The organism is Blautia stercoris (assembly GCF_054657695.1).
Genome location: NZ_BAAHYF010000002.1, coordinates 797788 through 814718, shown reverse-complemented (window position 1 = coordinate 814718; position 16931 = coordinate 797788). Strand labels below are relative to the sequence as shown.

The window sequence follows — 16931 nt, the reverse complement described above, 5'->3', positions numbered from 1 at the left end:
ACTTTGGCATGGCATCATTTTAGCAGACACTTATGAACAATTTATGAATAACTCTTTTCATTTCCCCGGATTTAGGGTAGAATGATTAAAAACAATTGACAAAATAAAGGTGATCAAAATATGAATGAAAAAGCATTAAAAACTCTTGAATATTACAAGATTATCGATATGCTCGAAGCCTTCGCCACTTCTTCTATTGGCAAGAATAAATGCCGGCAGCTTCGCCCGCTCGATAATCTGACAGAAATAGAAACCATGCAGCAGGAAACCGCAGATGCCCTCTCCCGCATCTATCAGAAAGGCAGCCTTTCTTTTAGCGGAGTGAAGGATGTTCGTGGTTCTTTAAAGCGTCTTGAAATTGGAAGTACCCTTGGAATCGGAGAGCTGCTTGCTATCCGTTCTTTACTGGAAAATGCAAGCCGTGCCAAAGCTTATTCCAGACGAGAGACAGAAAATGAACATACGGATTCACTTGATAACATGTTTGAGTTAATCGAGCCACTTTCTCCTCTTGCTGCCGAAATCGGCCGCTGCATTCTCTCTGAAGATGAAATCAGCGATGATGCCAGTACCGGACTTCGTCAGGTTCGTCGTTCCATGAAATTGACAAATGATAAAATTCATACACAGCTTAGTTCCTTTGTAAGTGGAAATTCCAGAACTTATCTTCAGGATGCCGTTGTTACCATGAGAAACGGACGCTACTGTATTCCGGTTAAGTCAGAATACAAAAGTCAGGTTCCCGGTATGATTCATGACCAGTCTTCTACCGGTTCTACTATCTTCGTAGAGCCGATGACAATTGTACGTTTAAATAACGAAATGCGTGAATTAGAAATTCAGGAACAAAAAGAAATTGAAATGATTCTTTCTAATTTAAGCCAGCTTGCTGCCGAAAATCTTGACGCTATTTCTGATGACGTCAAACTTTTATCCGAACTTGATTTTATTTTTGCACGTGCCCAGCTTGCAAAATCCCAAAATGCAACCGAGCCTCGCTTTAACCGAGACAGAATCATTGACATCAAAAAAGCCCGTCATCCATTAATTGATAAACATAAAGTAGTTCCGATTGATATCCGTATCGGTGAAACCTTCGACCTGTTAATTGTAACCGGTCCAAACACCGGCGGTAAAACCGTCTCATTGAAAACCGTGGGACTTTTAACTCTAATGGGTCAGTCCGGACTTCACATTCCGGCATTTGATAATTCCAGACTGAGTGTTTTTCGTGAGGTATATGCAGACATTGGAGACGAACAGAGTATTGAACAGAGTCTTAGTACCTTCTCCTCTCACATGACCAACGTAGTTCGTTTTATGGAAACTGCTGATTCCGATTCTTTAGTACTCTTCGACGAACTTGGTGCCGGAACAGACCCGACAGAGGGTGCAGCACTTGCGATTGCCATCCTTTCTACGCTTCACGATCGTGGCATCCGCGCGATGGCAACCACTCATTACAGTGAGTTAAAAGTCTATGCGCTTTCTACTCCGGGTGTGGAAAATGCTTCCTGCGAATTTGATGTCGAAACTCTGCGCCCGACTTATCGTCTGTTAATTGGAGTTCCCGGAAAGAGTAACGCATTTGCTATTTCACAAAAACTCGGACTTCCGCTTTCTATTATTGAGCGTGCCAAAGAACAAATCAGTCAGGAAGATGAAACCTTTGAAGATGTCTTAAGCAGTCTCGAAGAAAGTCGTAAGACCATCGAATCCGAACGAGAAGAACTTGCTTCTTATAAGGAAGAAATTAAAACCTTAAAAGAACAGTTAGAAGAAAAACAGGATAAATTAGACCAGCGAAAAGAACGGATTATTACTGAAGCAAATGAAGAGGCACACCGTATTTTACGGGAAGCCAAAGATTATGCTGACCAGACCATGCGTATCTTTAATAAAGCCGGCAAAGACAGCATGTCTGCAAAAGAGCTGGAAAAACACCGTTCTGATTTAAGGAAGAAAATGGACAAAGCCGGAAAGAAAGTTGCCTTAAAAACACCACAAAAACAAAAATCTACCCTTCGTCCGCAGGATTTATCGCTTGGCGATTCTGTAAAAGTCATGAGCTTAAATGTAAAGGGAACCGTCAGTTCCAAACCAGATTCCAAAGGTATGCTGTTTGTCCAGATGGGTATCTTACGTTCCAAAGTCCATATCTCTGACTTACAGTTAATCGATGAACCGGTTATCACAGGACCTGCACTTACCCGTACCGGAGCCGGAAAAATCAAAATGAATAAATCCGCTTCTGTCAGCACCGAAATCAATTTGCTCGGAAAGACCGTAGACGAAGCAGTCTCAGAACTTGATAAATACTTGGATGATGCCTATCTTGCACATTTAAGCAGTGTCCGTATCGTTCACGGTAAGGGAACCGGTGCCCTTAGAAAAGGCGTACACAATTATCTGAAACGCCTAAAATATGTTCAGGATTTCCACCTTGCAGAGTTTGGCGAAGGTGACGCCGGTGTTACAATTGTGGAATTTAAGAAATAGGGGTAGAATAAATGGTTTCAAAACAGAAAATTTTAATCGTCGATGATGACAATAACATTGCAGAACTGATTTCATTGTATCTTACCAAAGAATGTTTTAATACAATGATTGTCAATGACGGAGAAGAGGCATTAAATGCATTTGCCTCTTTTAGTCCGAATTTGATTTTACTTGATTTGATGCTCCCTGGAATTGATGGTTATCAGGTATGCAGAGAAATCCGCCAAAAATCCAATGTACCGATTATCATGCTTTCTGCAAAAGGTGAAATTTTTGATAAAGTACTTGGGCTCGAGCTTGGTGCAGATGACTATATAATTAAGCCGTTTGATTCCAAAGAACTTGTTGCAAGGGTAAAAGCCGTCCTGCGCCGTTATCAGCCAACGGTCGCTCCTGCCGGACAGCCTGCCGGAAAATACGTAGAATATCCAGACCTTGCTATCAATCTGGCAAATTATTCCGTTGTCTACTTTGGAAGGCAGATTGATATGCCTCCAAAGGAACTCGAACTTTTGTATTTCCTTGCTTCCTCTCCCAATCAGGTCTTTACCAGAGAACAACTCTTAGACCATATCTGGGGGTATGAATATATCGGAGATACCCGTACAGTTGACGTGCATATCAAACGTTTAAGAGAAAAAATCAAAGACCATCCATCCTGGTCTATCAGCACTGTATGGGGAATCGGTTATAAATTCGAGGTTAAAAATACATGAGAAAATCTCTCTATATAAAATTTGTAATTTCCTACCTGGTTCTTGCTTTCATTGGATTTTTTGCAGTCTCCATGCTTGGTTCCTCTATGGTACACAATCATCTGAACTCTGTTTACAGCACTTCCTTATATCAGGAAGCCACAAATATTGCCAAAAACCGTGCTTCTAAATATTATAGGGAACAGGCTTCTCTGGAAAGTATAGCGCAAAATCTGGAAACATTGTCAAAATATCAGAACGTGGAAATCTGGCTGATTAGCAAAAAAGGAGAAATCCTTTTAAATACCGCATCGAATGCGGATGATGACAAACTTACTGTCATCGAAGATTTTAATCCCGGTCATTCAAATGGAACTTACTACCAGACCGGAACTTTCTTTAACATGTTCTCTACCGAACATTTAAGCGTAATGGTTCCAGTCACTTCTCAGTTAAACGTACAGGGATATGTTGCCATCCATCTGCCGGAAAGTGTGATTTTGAACCAGCAGAATCAGATTATGAATATCATTTATTCTTTAATTTTAATTATTCTTCTGATTATGCTCTGTATCCTGCTTGTTTTTTCTTTTATGGTCTATCAACCGCTTCGCAAGATTATTGCCGGTGCGGATGCCTTTGCTTCCGGAAACTTAAAATACAACATTCCGGTTCATACAAACGACGAAATGGGAACACTTGCTGTCACCTTAAATTATATGTCAGACGAACTTGATAAAGTCAACGAATATCAGAGAAAATTTGTCGCCAATGTCTCACATGATTTTCGTTCTCCGCTGACTTCGATTAAAGGCTATACCGAAGCGATTTTAGACGGCACAATTCCGGTGGAAATTCAGGATAAATACTTAAACATCGTAGTCTATGAGACAGACCGGCTTTATAAACTGACCGAAAGCCTTTTAACCTTAAATGACATTGATGAAAAAGGACGTATGCTTGACTTTTGCGATTTTGATATCAATGCAGTTGTCAAAAGTACTGCTGCCACTTTTGAAGGAACGTGTCGAAAAAAACGAATTTCTATTGAACTGGTCTTAACCGGACAGACCCTTTACGTGAATGCCGATATGGGTAAAATCCAGCAGGTACTTTATAATTTGATTGACAATGCAATCAAATTCAGCTCTGCTGAATCTACGATTAAAATCGAGACTTCTTTAAAACATGAGACGATATTCGTTTCCGTAAAAGACAGTGGATGTGGAATCCCAAAAGACAGCTTAAATAAAATCTGGGATCGTTTTTATAAGATTGATTCTTCCCGTGGAAAAGACCGAAAAGGTACAGGACTTGGACTTTCGATTGTAAAAGAAATCATTCGCTCTCACAATCAGCATATTAATGTAATCAGTACGGAGGGCGTCGGCACAGAGTTTATCTTCACACTCGCCCGAACAGAAGAGGGAAACAGACCGGCTTAATATACCGGCACTGTTTCCCTCTTTTTTATTTCCAATCGTATTTTGTCAGGTGTCCTTCTAAGCGCATATGGTCAAAATTGTTCTGACGCAGTGCTTCATAGAGTACAATTGCCACAGAATTACTTAGATTTAAAGAACGGATATCTCCAATCATCGGAATACGAATTGCTGTTTCCTGGTTTTCCAGCAAAATTTCTTCCGGAATTCCACCGCTTTCTTTTCCAAACATAATATAGCAGTCCTCTTCATAATGCACATCAACATAAGTCTGAGGTCCTTTTGTGGTTGCCATATAAATTTTCGCACCTGGATTTTTCTTTAAGAAATCTTCGTAATTAATATAAGTTGTAACATCCAAATCTTTCCAGTAGTCCATTCCGGCACGTTTAATTGCTTTTTCATTTAATTTAAATCCAAGTGGTTCAATTAAATGAAGTCTTGTTCCTGTTGCCACACAGGTTCTTCCGATATTTCCTGTATTTGCCGGAATTTCCGGCTCAAACAGGACAATATTTAATTTTGCCATTTTTCTTTTTCTCCTCTAAGACTAATAAATCTTCTATTCGTATATTACTGATAAATTTTATATAATTCATCACTCTGAGGCTTATCCATGTATCTGGTCTCTTCCCCATTTCTTAAAATTCGTTCGTTTTTATCAGTCGCTTTTCCGATTACAGAAGCTTCAATACCTGCCTGATTTAATTTTCTTACCAGACCATATCCATCATCTGTTGCAATCATCATAGAACCGCTGGACATTAAGATATAAGGATTTAAGCCAAGCAGTTCGCATACTTCAACCGTTTCCTGACGAATCGGAATCTTCTTTAAATCAATATCAAGACCAACATTCGAACCACTTCCCATTTCCCAGAGTGCGCCAAAGACACCACCTTCTGTAATATCATGCATGGCAGATACGCCCCATTCTTTTGCGATTTTTGCTTCCGGCACAACAGAAAGATACTGGTCAAAGTGTTTTGCTGTCTCCACAAAAGATGGCGCAAAGCGTTCTAACAACTCTGCTTCTTTTTCTTTTGCGGCAATGGATGTTCCCTCAAGACCAATCCATTTGGTAATCACGATATCATGTCCCGGTTTCACGGACGAAGTTACCAACACTTCTTCCTTTTTAATTGTTCCAACACCGGTCACAGAGATTAACGGATGTTTTACTACATCAGTAATCTCGGTATGTCCACCCATTACTTCCATATTTAACTGACTGCAGGCAGATTCCACTCCACGCATCATCTCTTTTAATTCTTCTTCCCTGGTTTCCGGTGTCAGAAGCATGGTAAGCATAATTCCAATCGGTTCTGCACCGGAAGCCGCCAAATCATTTGCAGTGATGTGTACGCTGTGGCTTCCGATATCTTTTACTGTTCCGGTAATCGGATCTGTGGAAAAAACTAAAACGTCTCCCTCTTTTGGCTCAAAAACTGCACAGTCCTGTCCAACTGCCGGTCCGACTAATATTTCTTCTCTTCTGTGTTTTACTTCTTTTAAAACGGAACGAATCAACATAGGTTCCGGTAATTTTCCTATTTTCATCACAGTTACTCCCGTATTCTCTTCTCTATTTTTTTCTTATACCAGATAAACCAGTGCTGCCGGAATAATCATCGCCAGCGCCAGAATAACTGCCAGTACACCTGCTACGACCCTTTTTTTCTTACCTGTCATTTTCATCATAATTTCATTCACTCCATTATTCTTCCATAAGACGACAAAATTTTGTCAATTAACCTTGATGCTTCACTTTTTGTAAGCGCATCTGTTTCTACATTAGAATCTATTCTATGATATTTTATCAAATCCTGCAAGTATCGTTTTTGTCTTGGAGTTGCCGGACTTTGTTTTTTCGCTTTATAGACAAGTTGATACGGTTTAAACACATCTGGATTTGACGCTTCATATTCCTGTATGAATCTCTGATAAAGTTTATGTGTCACCAGGGCATCTTCAAAGGCACGATGAGCATGTTCCTGCTCAATCTGATAGTGCATACGCAGAGCCTGAAGCCCCTTTTCAGGCAGTTCCGGCACTAAAACTCTTGCAATCTTAAGCGTGTCAATTCCCTGATGTTCAAACTCAAGTCCTGAATTTACCGCCCATTGTTTTACAAAACTGAAATCAAAGATAATATTATGACCAAGCAGAGGAAATCCCTCGCAAAATTCAACCAATTCTCCAACAACCTCACCAATTACCGGCATTCCCTTTACCATCTTCTGAGAAATCCCGGTCAGTGCCGTAATCCGCTCCGGAATCTTCATCTGTGGGTCAATTAATGTGGCAATTCTTCCGGTTTCTCTTCCTTCTTCTATCTTGACTGCACCGATTTCTAAAATCCGGTCGTTTTTTGGTGACAGACCGGTTGTCTCCAAATCGAGTGCCACATAGTTTTCCATTTTTTATCTCCTCTATCTTTGAATTTTCTACATTTTGGGTTACTCCAGCTCTTTCTTTTACTTCTTACAATTCATCTCTTATACTTATAATTGAACAAAAACCGCTTTTGCATCATTCGTCAGCGGACTTCTCTTTTTATAATCGAATAAGACCGGATAAGCACCTTTTTCTTCGTTTTCATTTATGACATCATAAGTAAACACTTCAATGTGCGTCATTTTTATCGTCTGTCTTGCCTGATAGCTCTGATAATCGGTTAACAGTTTTGGATTTTCCTCTTCTTTTTTATAAAAATCCAGAATCTGCATCTTATAAGCTGACAAATCATTTGCCCACTGCGGTCTTGTTTTCATATTTTCTCTTGCGTATAAGTCAAAAATCATAAGCTGTTTAAAATATTCCAGATTTGCTTCTTTTTCCTGTAAAAATTCCTGTAAAATTTCATAACGACGGATTCTGGTATGAGAAACCTCGTTATAACCGTTTTTCTCATAAAAATCTGCCAGTTCTTCATACATCGAAAAGGCCGTTTCAAATAAGTGTTCCATAGCACGGATGGTTTTCTGGAACTGACCGCTGTTATAGTAAACTTCCACCATTTCCTCAACGCCTTTTAGCTTTAAAATCTCTTCATAAGAGAGCCAGCGTGTTCCAAGCACTTCATAAGGTGGTTTTGCCTTATGCACACAGCCATATCCTTCCGCTGCCTCTGCCATATAAGAACCTTTTAAGACTTTTAAAAATCCAAGCTGAAGCTGTTCCGGTTTTAACGCATAGACATCATTAAAGGAATGTCCAAAACTCTCATAATTTTCATAAGGAAGTCCTGCAATCAAGTCCAGATGCTGATGTACATTCTCTCCTTTTTGTACCGCTTTTACTTTTCTTGTGATTTCTTCAAAATCAGTCTTTCGATGGATTTCCGCAAGGGTCTTTTCATTCGTGGACTGCACACCGATTTCAAGCTGAATCAATCCTGGCCGCATCGTCTGAATCAGAGCAATTTCATCCTCGGTTAATAAATCTGCTGCTACCTCAAAATGAAAATTCGTAATTCCGTTATCATGCTCTTTGATATAAGTCCAGATTGCCATCGCATGACTTTTCTTACAGTTAAAGGTACGGTCCACGAATTTTACCTGCGGTACTTTGTGCGCAAGGAAAAATTCCAGTTCTTTTTCCACCAGAGAAAAACTACGGAACCTTAACTTTTTGTCAATTGAAGAGAGACAGTAACTACAGGAAAACGGACAGCCCCGACTGCTCTCATAATAAATAATTTTATGCTCGAAATCTTTTAAATCTTCATAAGGAAAAACTAAATCATCCATATTCATGATATCTCTAAGCGGTGTCTGATGGATCGTCTTGTTTTCCTGATACGCGATTCCATTGATTCCATCTAAGGATTTTCCCTGACTTTTTCCGATTTCATAATAGCTTATTAATTCTGTCAGTGTTTTCTCTCCCTCGGCGCACATAATTCCATCTACTTCCGGATGTCGTTTTAAAAATTTGGGTGCGTCATAAGACACTTCCGGTCCGCCCGCCCAAATCGTAACCTTTGGCAGGATTTTTTTGATGTCCTCTATAATCTCTTCTGCATAAGAAAGGTTCCAGATATAGCAGGAAAAACAAAGCAAGTCCGGCTTTGCCTCATAGATTCCTTTTAAAATCTGGTCTTTTTGCTGGTTAATTGTAAATTCCAATAACTCCGGTTCATATCCAAAGGTTCTTGCATAAGAACGCAGACTGTAAACCGCCAGATTGGAATGAATATATTTTGCATTAATTGCAACTAATACTGTTTTCATAAATTTCTGTTCCTCTTTTTATTTTTCAATCGATACAACGTTGATTATACACATCCTATTTTATTTTTTAAAGACCAAAAAAGAAAAAGACAGCTTTCACTGCCTTTTTCTCATACAATAAAAAAATATTTATTTTTTCTTTAATTTTTTAACAAATCGAGTTTCATCTGCCGGAGAATGGTCTGCCATAACTTTTGTATACTCATTTTCCACGTAATCTGCTTTTTCATTTCCTTTTGAAGCAAAGGTCATCTTTAAGAAGATTGGCGAAATGATGGTTGTAATAACAACCACGATAACCACCGGGCCAAGTAAGGAAGATGGCATCAGACCAACTGCATTTCCTTTTGAGGCAACAATTAAAGCAACCTCACCTCGGGAAATCATACCTGCACCGATTCTTAAGCAGTCCTGTGTGGAATAATGACATAATTTTGCTCCCAATCCACATCCGATTACCTTTGTCAGTACTGCAACAACCACCAATGCTGCTGCAAAGATAATAATCATTGCGCTCATATCCGGAAGTTCGACCTGGATACCGATACTTGCAAAAAATACCGGAGATAACAATATATAAGAAAGAATATTAAATCTTCTTGCAATATAATTTGTATGAGTTGTGTTTGTAATAATCAGTCCTGCGAAAAATGCACCTGTGATATCTGCAACTCCGAAGAACTGCTCTGCACAGTAAGAAAACAAGAGACAAATTACAAATGATACAATAACAAAACGCTGTAAATCTCTTTTGTATCCCTGCACCCATTTCTGGAAAACTGCGTGGATGATATATCCTCCAACCCCAACAAATACAAAGAAACCTATGATTTTTACAAATACCATTGCCACATTGACACTCGGGTCTGCAAGGCTTGTAATTACTGTCAAAGCAATAATACCAAGAATATCATCGATAACTGCTGCTCCAAGGATTGCATTTCCTGCTTTTGTGTTCAATTTTCCCATCTCTTTTAAAGTTTCAACGGAAATACTAACACTGGTTGCTGTTAAAATAACACCAATGAAAAAGTTCTGGAGTGTTGTGCTTGCAGTCGCTGTGGATTCAATCATACCTGGGCGGTTAAAAATCCATGCAATTCCATATCCGCCAACAAGAGGTATTAATACACCCATAAGTGCAATGATAAAGGATGCCTTTCCTGTTCTTTTTAACTCACCGATATCGGTTTCAAGTCCGGCACAAAACATCAACACGATAACACCGATTTCAGAAACCTGATGAATAAATTCGGTCTCTTTTAAGATACCAAGGCAGGCTGGACCCAAAATCAGTCCGGCAAGCAGTGCACCAACTACTTGCGGCATCTTTACCCTTCTGGTGAGAAGCCCGAGCAATTTTGTGCTGATTAGAATCAATGCCAAGTCAAGTAAATACGTGTAAGAATCCATGTTTTCCATCTCCTCTGTTATTTTTTTGTATTTTAAAAAAACAAAAATCGAGTTAATGGTAACACACTTTATCTGAAAACGTAATATACAATATCACCAAAAAAATTACGGCTTTTATGGCAGTTTTTCCATTCTAAATGAGAATACCGTTACATTGATTTACGTTCTGCAATTTCCGCCATTTTAGCAGCATTTAAACGGGTATCTCCATGGACACGGCTATAGGAAAGATAACCGTTCATACGGTCAATCTTGGTCAGATTCTTAGAACCGCATACCGGGCAAACATCCATTTCAAGTTCCTCATGTCCACAATCATCACAGTATGCCAGGGAAAGATTGACTCCTTCGTAATATCCCAAATCCATTGCTCTTCTGACTAAGGAGCGAATTGCCTCAACATTGTATCCAATCGGATAACGTACATACTGGATTTTTCCACCATTACACAGTTCCCAGAAACGACCTTCGCAGTCCTGTTTTTCAATTGGAGTGATATCTTCTGTTACATGGCAGTGGAAGCTGTTACTGACATAAGGTCTGTCAGAAACTCCTTCTACAATTCCATACATTTTGCGGAACTGCTCTACCTGTAATCCACACAGACTTTCTGCCGGTGTTCCGTAAATTGCATAGAGATAACCATCTTCTTCTTTGAATTGATTTACTTTATCATTGATATACTGCAGTACTTCAAGTGCAAATTTTCCATCTTCACGAATGGATTTTCCATTGTATAATTCCTGAAGCTCATTTAATGCAGTAATTCCAAAGGATGCTGTCATTGGCTTTAATAATGGTTTGATTTTATCGGATGGTTTTAAATGTCCGCCATAAAATCCTCCCTCACAGTAAGCCAACGGATTTGTAGACGCTTTCATTTCACCCAGATAATCGTAAGTACGAATGTGAAGCTGTCGAATCATTTCCAGATAAAAATCAAGCACCTCATAGAAATCACGGTTCTCTGCACGTGCTTTTGCCAGAATCATCGGAAGATGAAGACTGACTGCACCAATGTTAAATCGTCCTACAAATACCGGAGCATCCTTCTCGTCTGCCGGTTTCATTCCGCCTCGTTCATACCATGGACTTAAAAATGCACGGCATCCCATCGGGCTAATGACTTTTTTATAACGTTTATACATACTTGAAATGTAACCTTTTCCGGTAAGGGAAAGCCAGTCCGGATACATCGTCTTTGCAGAACAGGAAATTCCCGCCTCAAATACATCTTCTCCCTCTTTTCCCGGTCCATGAAGCTCTTCATCGTATAAGAACACAATTTTCGGGAATAAAACCGGTTTCTTATGGTCTTTCTTTCCCTGTCCGTCTTTATGTACTTCAAGCAGGGAAATACTTGCCATTTTTTCAAAACGCCCCATTCCAAGTCCAAGCGTCACCGTTACAAATGGATAGTCGCCTCTTGATGAGCCGACTGTGTTTAATTTATATTCAATTCCCTGCCAGCCCTGATCAAAATCACGACGCACCTTATCGACTGCATACTGTTTTGCACGTTCTTCTGCAAGCTCCCAGTCCGGGTCTACATATTTTAAAAATTCTTCTTTGTACTTATGATAACTCTTTTCTGCATAAGGAGCTAAGATTCTGTCCACTTCCGGAACAGTAAATCCACCGTACTGCTGGGCTGCGGTACTTAAAATAATATCTCCCATTACATCAAATGCTGTATCGAGTGTCTTCGGCTCATTGTACCACACATTTCCCATCTCAAAACCGCCACGTAGTACATTCGCCACATCAAAAAGGCAGCAGTTCATGGTATCCAGACGAGCGGACTGGTCATGAATATAAATATAACCATCTTTACATGCCTGCAGTTCATTGCGGTTCATGAAAAATTTACGATACAGCTCTTTATTCAACTCATTAAAAATCAGACTTCTCTTGGTTGCAACCAGCGCACTGTCTGTATTTGCATTGCTCTTATCTCCAATATAACGAATGGACTGGCTCTTGGTATAAACTTCATCCATCATATGAATAAAATCATGTTTGTAATTTCGGTAATCACGGTAACTTTTGGCAACCGCCGGATTCACTTTTTCAAGTGCTCCTTCTACTACATTATGCATATCCTGTATGGAAATTTCCGGTTTTCCCATGCCTTCTACTTTTTCTGTTGCATACCGGCAGATAAAATCAATCTCCTCTTCTGTAAACTGATAAAGAATCCTTCCTGCTGATTTATTTACCGCTCTTACAATCTTCTGCACGTTAAATTCTTCTTTTGTCCCGTCTTTTTTTATAATACACACCATTTCTTCCACCTCTATCGCCACACTGTATCTGGTATGACTTTTTATTTCTTTCGTTATTTTTATCCCATATTTGGTATTAGCCAGTATAGCACATTTTACCGGTCATGAAAAGAGGGAAACTTGCACAAATCTTGACGATTTATATCAAGTATCCCCTTAAACATCTTGTTTTACACGATATTGACCAATTTGATAAAAATTTTTCTTTTTATTTTTTTCTTAGCTTTTCTTTTACGCTTCAATGACTCCGTCAAATACAACAGTTGCCGGACCTGTCATATAAACAAGATTTTCTTTTCTGTCCCAGAAAATTTTCAAATCACCACCAAGCAGTTTTACGGTTACTTCGTCGTTCGTATAACCATTTAATACACACGCAACAGCAACAGCACACGCTCCGGTTCCGCATGCCAGTGTTTCTCCGCTTCCACGTTCCCATACACGCATCTCTACCGTATTTTCATCAATGACATGTACAAACTCGGTATTTACGCCTTCCGGAAATGCCGGATGCTTTTCAAAGTACGGTCCGATTTTTTCAATCTCCAGTTTCTCAATTTCGTCCATATAGACCACCGCATGTGGATTCCCCATAGATACTGCGGTTACTTCATAAACATCGTCATTTACGCCAAGAGGCTGGCTGATGACCTTTTCTTTTTTATAAATCATCGGAATCTTTGCAGCTTCTAATTCCGGCTGACCCATATTTACTTTTACCAGACTCACTTTTCCATTTTCTACGGTCAATTCCAAATACTTAATTCCGCTCTTGGTATCTACGCTGATGCTGGTTTTATCAGTCAAACCGTAATCATACACATACTTTGCCACGCAGCGGATTCCATTTCCGCACATTGCACCCTGACTTCCATCTGCATTGTACATTTCCATCTCAAAGTCTGCTTTTTCGGATGGTTTAATCAAAATCAGACCGTCTGAACCAATTCCAAAATGGCGGTCACTCACTTTTATTGACAGCTCAGAAGGATTTTCTACGTTCTCTTCCAGACAGTTTACATATACATAATCATTTCCAATTCCATGCATCTTCGTAAATCTCATAATTTTCAAGCCTCTCTTTCTAATGATTACATCAATCATAGCAAGCCTTGATTTTTTTGTCAATGTGGCAGAATTGCCGAAAAAAAATTTTGGAAAAAATACTTTATTTAATGAAAAAAAGCTCCACCTTGGAAACCCAAGGCAGAGCCCTTTCAAATTGGAAAAGTATGAGGAGTTACTTTTCCAGATGGCAATCTTTTTTTATGCAGACATCTTATACGAACTGTGCTGCTACGATTGCTGCAATCATTAACGGAATGTTAAAGTGCAGGAATGTAGGTACGCAAGTATCCCAGATGTGGTCATGCTGACCATCTGCATTCAGACCTGATGTAGGTCCGAGTGTTGTATCAGAAGCCGGTGAACCAGCATCACCAAGAGCTGCTGCTGCAGACATCAGGATGATAGTTGCTGCCGGTGAGAATCCCATCTTATGACACAGCGGAACGTAAAGTACTGCAAGTACAGGAACTGTACCGAAAGAAGTACCGATTCCCATTGTTACTAAAAGACCGATTAATGTGATGATAGTTGCTGCAACCCATGTATTTCCATTCATAAGGCTGATTGCACTGTCAACCAGTTCTTCTACAGCACCTGTGCTGTTTAAGACTTTCGCAAATCCACCTGCTATAAGCATTACGAATGCGATGAAGCCCATTAATTTGATACCGCCGTTAAACTGTTCATCAATATCTTTAATTTTTACAGCTCCGAATATGAACATAACTAAAAGTCCACCGAATGCTGCTACAGGAAGAGAACCAAATTTAACCTGAAGAATTACGATTACGAGTGCTGCTAAAAGTGTAATCCAATGTTTGTATTCTAATTTCAGGCTTTCTAATTCATGCTGTCCCTCTAATTTGATATCCTGATATTCACGAGGTTTTCTGTATGTAATGAATACGGCAATTGCAAGACCGATAATCATAGCAACTGCAAGAATCCAGTTTACTCTTGTAACATCACCAATTGTTATTTTCCATCCAAAGTCTACTGCATTCTGGTTGATGTTGTCTCGGATGATTGTCATAAAAATCAGACCAAATCCGAATGGAAGAGCGATATACGGTGCTTTGTGACCAAATGCGATGGTACATGCAACACCACGTCTGTCCAGTTTCATCTTGTTCATCATACTCAGTAATGGTGGAACAAGAATCGGGATGTATGCAATGTGAATCGGAATGATATTCTGAGATGCACATGCAATGATTAATAAGATTCCCAGTAAAAGCCATCTGTTACCCTTTACAGTTTTTGCAATTTTAACAGATAAGATTTCTGTAATGCCGGTGTATGCCATACAAGAAGCAAATGTACCAAGCAATACGTATGCTAAGGCTGTTTCTGCGTTAGAACTGAATCCGTCGATAACGCAGCTCATAATACTCACTTCATCTCCGGAGCTGACAACCGGCAAACCCCCGATAAGACCGGCTACAGTCAGAGATACGAGCATGGAGAGTAATACATTAATTTTCAGCAGACACAATACACAAAGTAAGAGTACTGCTACGATTACAGGATTTAGCATAGAATTACCTCCCTCTTTTCGTAATATTTAGTTTTTTTATTTTGTCTCTAATGAACCACTGATTGCCTCCTCAACTGCTTTAATCAGTGCATCATTCTTAATAATTTCTTCACAGTAATTAATATCACCGTATAATTCTCTATCCTGGTCTAAGGTAGCAACTTCTTTACGAACTAAGTCATACGCTGCCTGTGTACCTTTACCAAGACCTTTGTTACCACGCATATCGATACCCTGGCAGGCTACCATAAGTTCCATAGCGAGTACACGTCTTACATGTTCTGCAATTGTTCCAGCTTTTCTTGCTGCAATCATACCCATAGATACGTGGTCTTCCTGACCTGCTGAAGATGGAATACTATCTACAGATGCCGGATGAGCCAGAACTTTGTTTTCAGATACTAATGCTGCTGCTGAGTACTGAACAATCATAAATCCTGAGCAAACTCCACCGTGTGGTGTTAAGAATGCCGGCAGATCGCTGTACGCCGGGTTAACCAGACGTTCAATACGTCTTTCAGAAATATTTGCTAATTCAGATGTAGCGATTCCTAAGAAGTCAAAGCTCAATGCCATTGGCTGTCCGTGGAAGTTACCGCCGGAGATACCAGCTCTGTCTTCTTTAAAGATAATTGGGTTATCTGTTACAGAGTTAATTTCGATATTTACATGGTCGAGTACGTAGTTGATTGCATCTTTACTTGCACCATGAACCTGTGGTGAACAACGAAGAGAATAAGCATCCTGAACACGGATTTCACCCTGACGTGTTGTATTTTTGCTTCCTTCGAGTAATTTTAACAGGTTTCTTGCAGTAGCAAGCTGTCCTGAATGAGGACGTACATCATGTACTCTGTGGTCAAGTGCATCTACAACACCATTCTGTGCTTCAAAGCAGAGAGCATCTGCGATATCTGCAACTTTGACTAATTTTAATACATCATATAAAGCAAGAGCACCGGCTGCTGTTAAAGCCTGAGTACCATTATTTAATGCAAGACCTTCTTTTGCAGATAATTCGATTGTAGGAATACCTGCACGTTTCATAGCTTCTGCTCCCGGAAGCAGTTCGCCTTCATAGTAAGCCATACCAAGACCAATCATAGGAAGAACCATATGTGATAATGGTGCCAAGTCTCCAGATGCTCCAAGAGAACCCTTCTGTGGAATAAATGCGGTAACACCTTTATTTAACATGTTTACCATTGTTTCAACAGTTTCTAAACGAATACCGGAGAATCCTTTTACTAAGTTGTTGATACGAAGTAACATAACACCCCTTGCCACATCAATTGGGAATGGGTCACCGGCACCAACTGCATGAGTAATAATTAAGTTTCTCTGAAGTTCTTTACACTGTTCCTGAGAAATTACAACGTCACTGAATTTACCAAAACCAGTTGTGATACCGTAAACAACTTTCTCCTCCGCTACTAAGTCGTCTACCACTTTTCTGGAATCAATGATATTCTGTTTTGCTTCTTCTGCTAATTCGATTTTTGCATTTTCGCGGCAGATTAAAGCAAGCTGCTCCAATGTTAAATCATTTCCTGTAATTACGATACTGCTCATAATCGCACCCTCTTTTCGTTTATTTTATAGTGCAATTATATCTAATAGTACGTCAAAAAAACGTCGATAAATGTAAGAAACGCACAATCTATTTTTTCGAATTGTTTTATTTTTTAGCACAATTCCCCAATTAGCGGACATCATTCTTTATGATGCGGACATTTGTATCAGTACGTTATCATGGT

General features: G+C 39.5%; 12 protein-coding genes. 3 read left to right on the top strand and 9 right to left on the bottom strand.

All coding sequences use genetic code 11. From position 1 onward, the window contains the following. Window positions 1-120: 120 nt before the first annotated feature. Genes ACYQ2D_RS13545 through ACYQ2D_RS13535 form a run of 3 tightly spaced genes read left to right on the top strand, consistent with a single transcriptional unit; the run spans window position 121 to window position 4639 of the window. Window positions 121-2499 carry an endonuclease MutS2 gene (locus ACYQ2D_RS13545; protein WP_459785804.1) on the top strand — a complete coding sequence of 793 codons (2379 nt, stop codon included), beginning with the start codon at window positions 121-123 and terminating at the stop codon, window positions 2497-2499. Window positions 2500-2510: 11 nt separating this feature from the next. Continuing rightward, window positions 2511-3215 (top strand): response regulator, encoded by a 705-nt coding sequence (locus ACYQ2D_RS13540; RefSeq protein WP_459785803.1) that lies wholly within the window; start codon window positions 2511-2513, stop codon window positions 3213-3215. Beyond that, a complete protein-coding gene (locus ACYQ2D_RS13535) occupies window positions 3212-4639 on the top strand; it encodes a sensor histidine kinase (protein ID WP_459785801.1) in 1428 nt (475 codons plus the stop codon). Before ACYQ2D_RS13540 ends, ACYQ2D_RS13535 begins: the two co-directional genes overlap by 4 nt. A 25-nt stretch (window positions 4640-4664) precedes the next feature. On the opposite strand, the gene ACYQ2D_RS13530 is transcribed toward ACYQ2D_RS13535, so the two are convergent. From ACYQ2D_RS13530 to hutH, 9 genes are all read right to left on the bottom strand, one after another. Next, window positions 4665-5165 carry a tRNA (cytidine(34)-2'-O)-methyltransferase gene (locus ACYQ2D_RS13530; RefSeq protein ID WP_022303859.1) on the bottom strand — a complete coding sequence of 167 codons (501 nt, stop codon included), beginning with the start codon at window positions 5163-5165 and terminating at the stop codon, window positions 4665-4667. A gap of 44 nt (window positions 5166-5209) precedes the next feature. Next, the gene (locus ACYQ2D_RS13525) at window positions 5210-6196 is read right to left on the bottom strand and encodes an AIR synthase family protein (protein WP_459785799.1); all 987 of its coding nucleotides are present in this window, start codon (window positions 6194-6196) and stop codon (window positions 5210-5212) included. 149 nt (window positions 6197-6345) lie between these two features. Further along, window positions 6346-7056, bottom strand: a complete 711-nt coding sequence (locus ACYQ2D_RS13520) for a 3'-5' exonuclease (RefSeq protein ID WP_022303856.1) — start codon at window positions 7054-7056, stop codon at window positions 6346-6348. 84 nt (window positions 7057-7140) lie between these two features. After that, window positions 7141-8871 (bottom strand): B12-binding domain-containing radical SAM protein, encoded by a 1731-nt coding sequence (locus tag ACYQ2D_RS13515; RefSeq protein WP_459785798.1) that lies wholly within the window; start codon window positions 8869-8871, stop codon window positions 7141-7143. 129 nt (window positions 8872-9000) lie between these two features. Next, on the bottom strand, window positions 9001-10284 hold the full coding sequence (locus ACYQ2D_RS13510) for a cation:proton antiporter (RefSeq protein ID WP_022303854.1): 1284 nt from the start codon (window positions 10282-10284) through the stop codon (window positions 9001-9003). A 149-nt stretch (window positions 10285-10433) separates the two neighbouring features. Continuing rightward, window positions 10434-12569 carry an anaerobic ribonucleoside-triphosphate reductase gene (gene nrdD / locus ACYQ2D_RS13505; protein WP_022303853.1) on the bottom strand — a complete coding sequence of 712 codons (2136 nt, stop codon included), beginning with the start codon at window positions 12567-12569 and terminating at the stop codon, window positions 10434-10436. 231 nt (window positions 12570-12800) lie between these two features. After that, window positions 12801-13634 carry a diaminopimelate epimerase gene (gene dapF / locus ACYQ2D_RS13500; protein ID WP_117456816.1) on the bottom strand — a complete coding sequence of 278 codons (834 nt, stop codon included), beginning with the start codon at window positions 13632-13634 and terminating at the stop codon, window positions 12801-12803. Window positions 13635-13848: 214 nt separating this feature from the next. Beyond that, window positions 13849-15174, bottom strand: coding sequence for a Na+/H+ antiporter family protein (locus ACYQ2D_RS13495; protein ID WP_117456817.1), 1326 nt, complete (start codon window positions 15172-15174; stop codon window positions 13849-13851). A gap of 36 nt (window positions 15175-15210) precedes the next feature. Then, the gene (hutH, locus tag ACYQ2D_RS13490) at window positions 15211-16746 is read right to left on the bottom strand and encodes a histidine ammonia-lyase (protein WP_117456818.1); all 1536 of its coding nucleotides are present in this window, start codon (window positions 16744-16746) and stop codon (window positions 15211-15213) included. Between the last annotated feature and the right edge of the window lie 185 nt (window positions 16747-16931).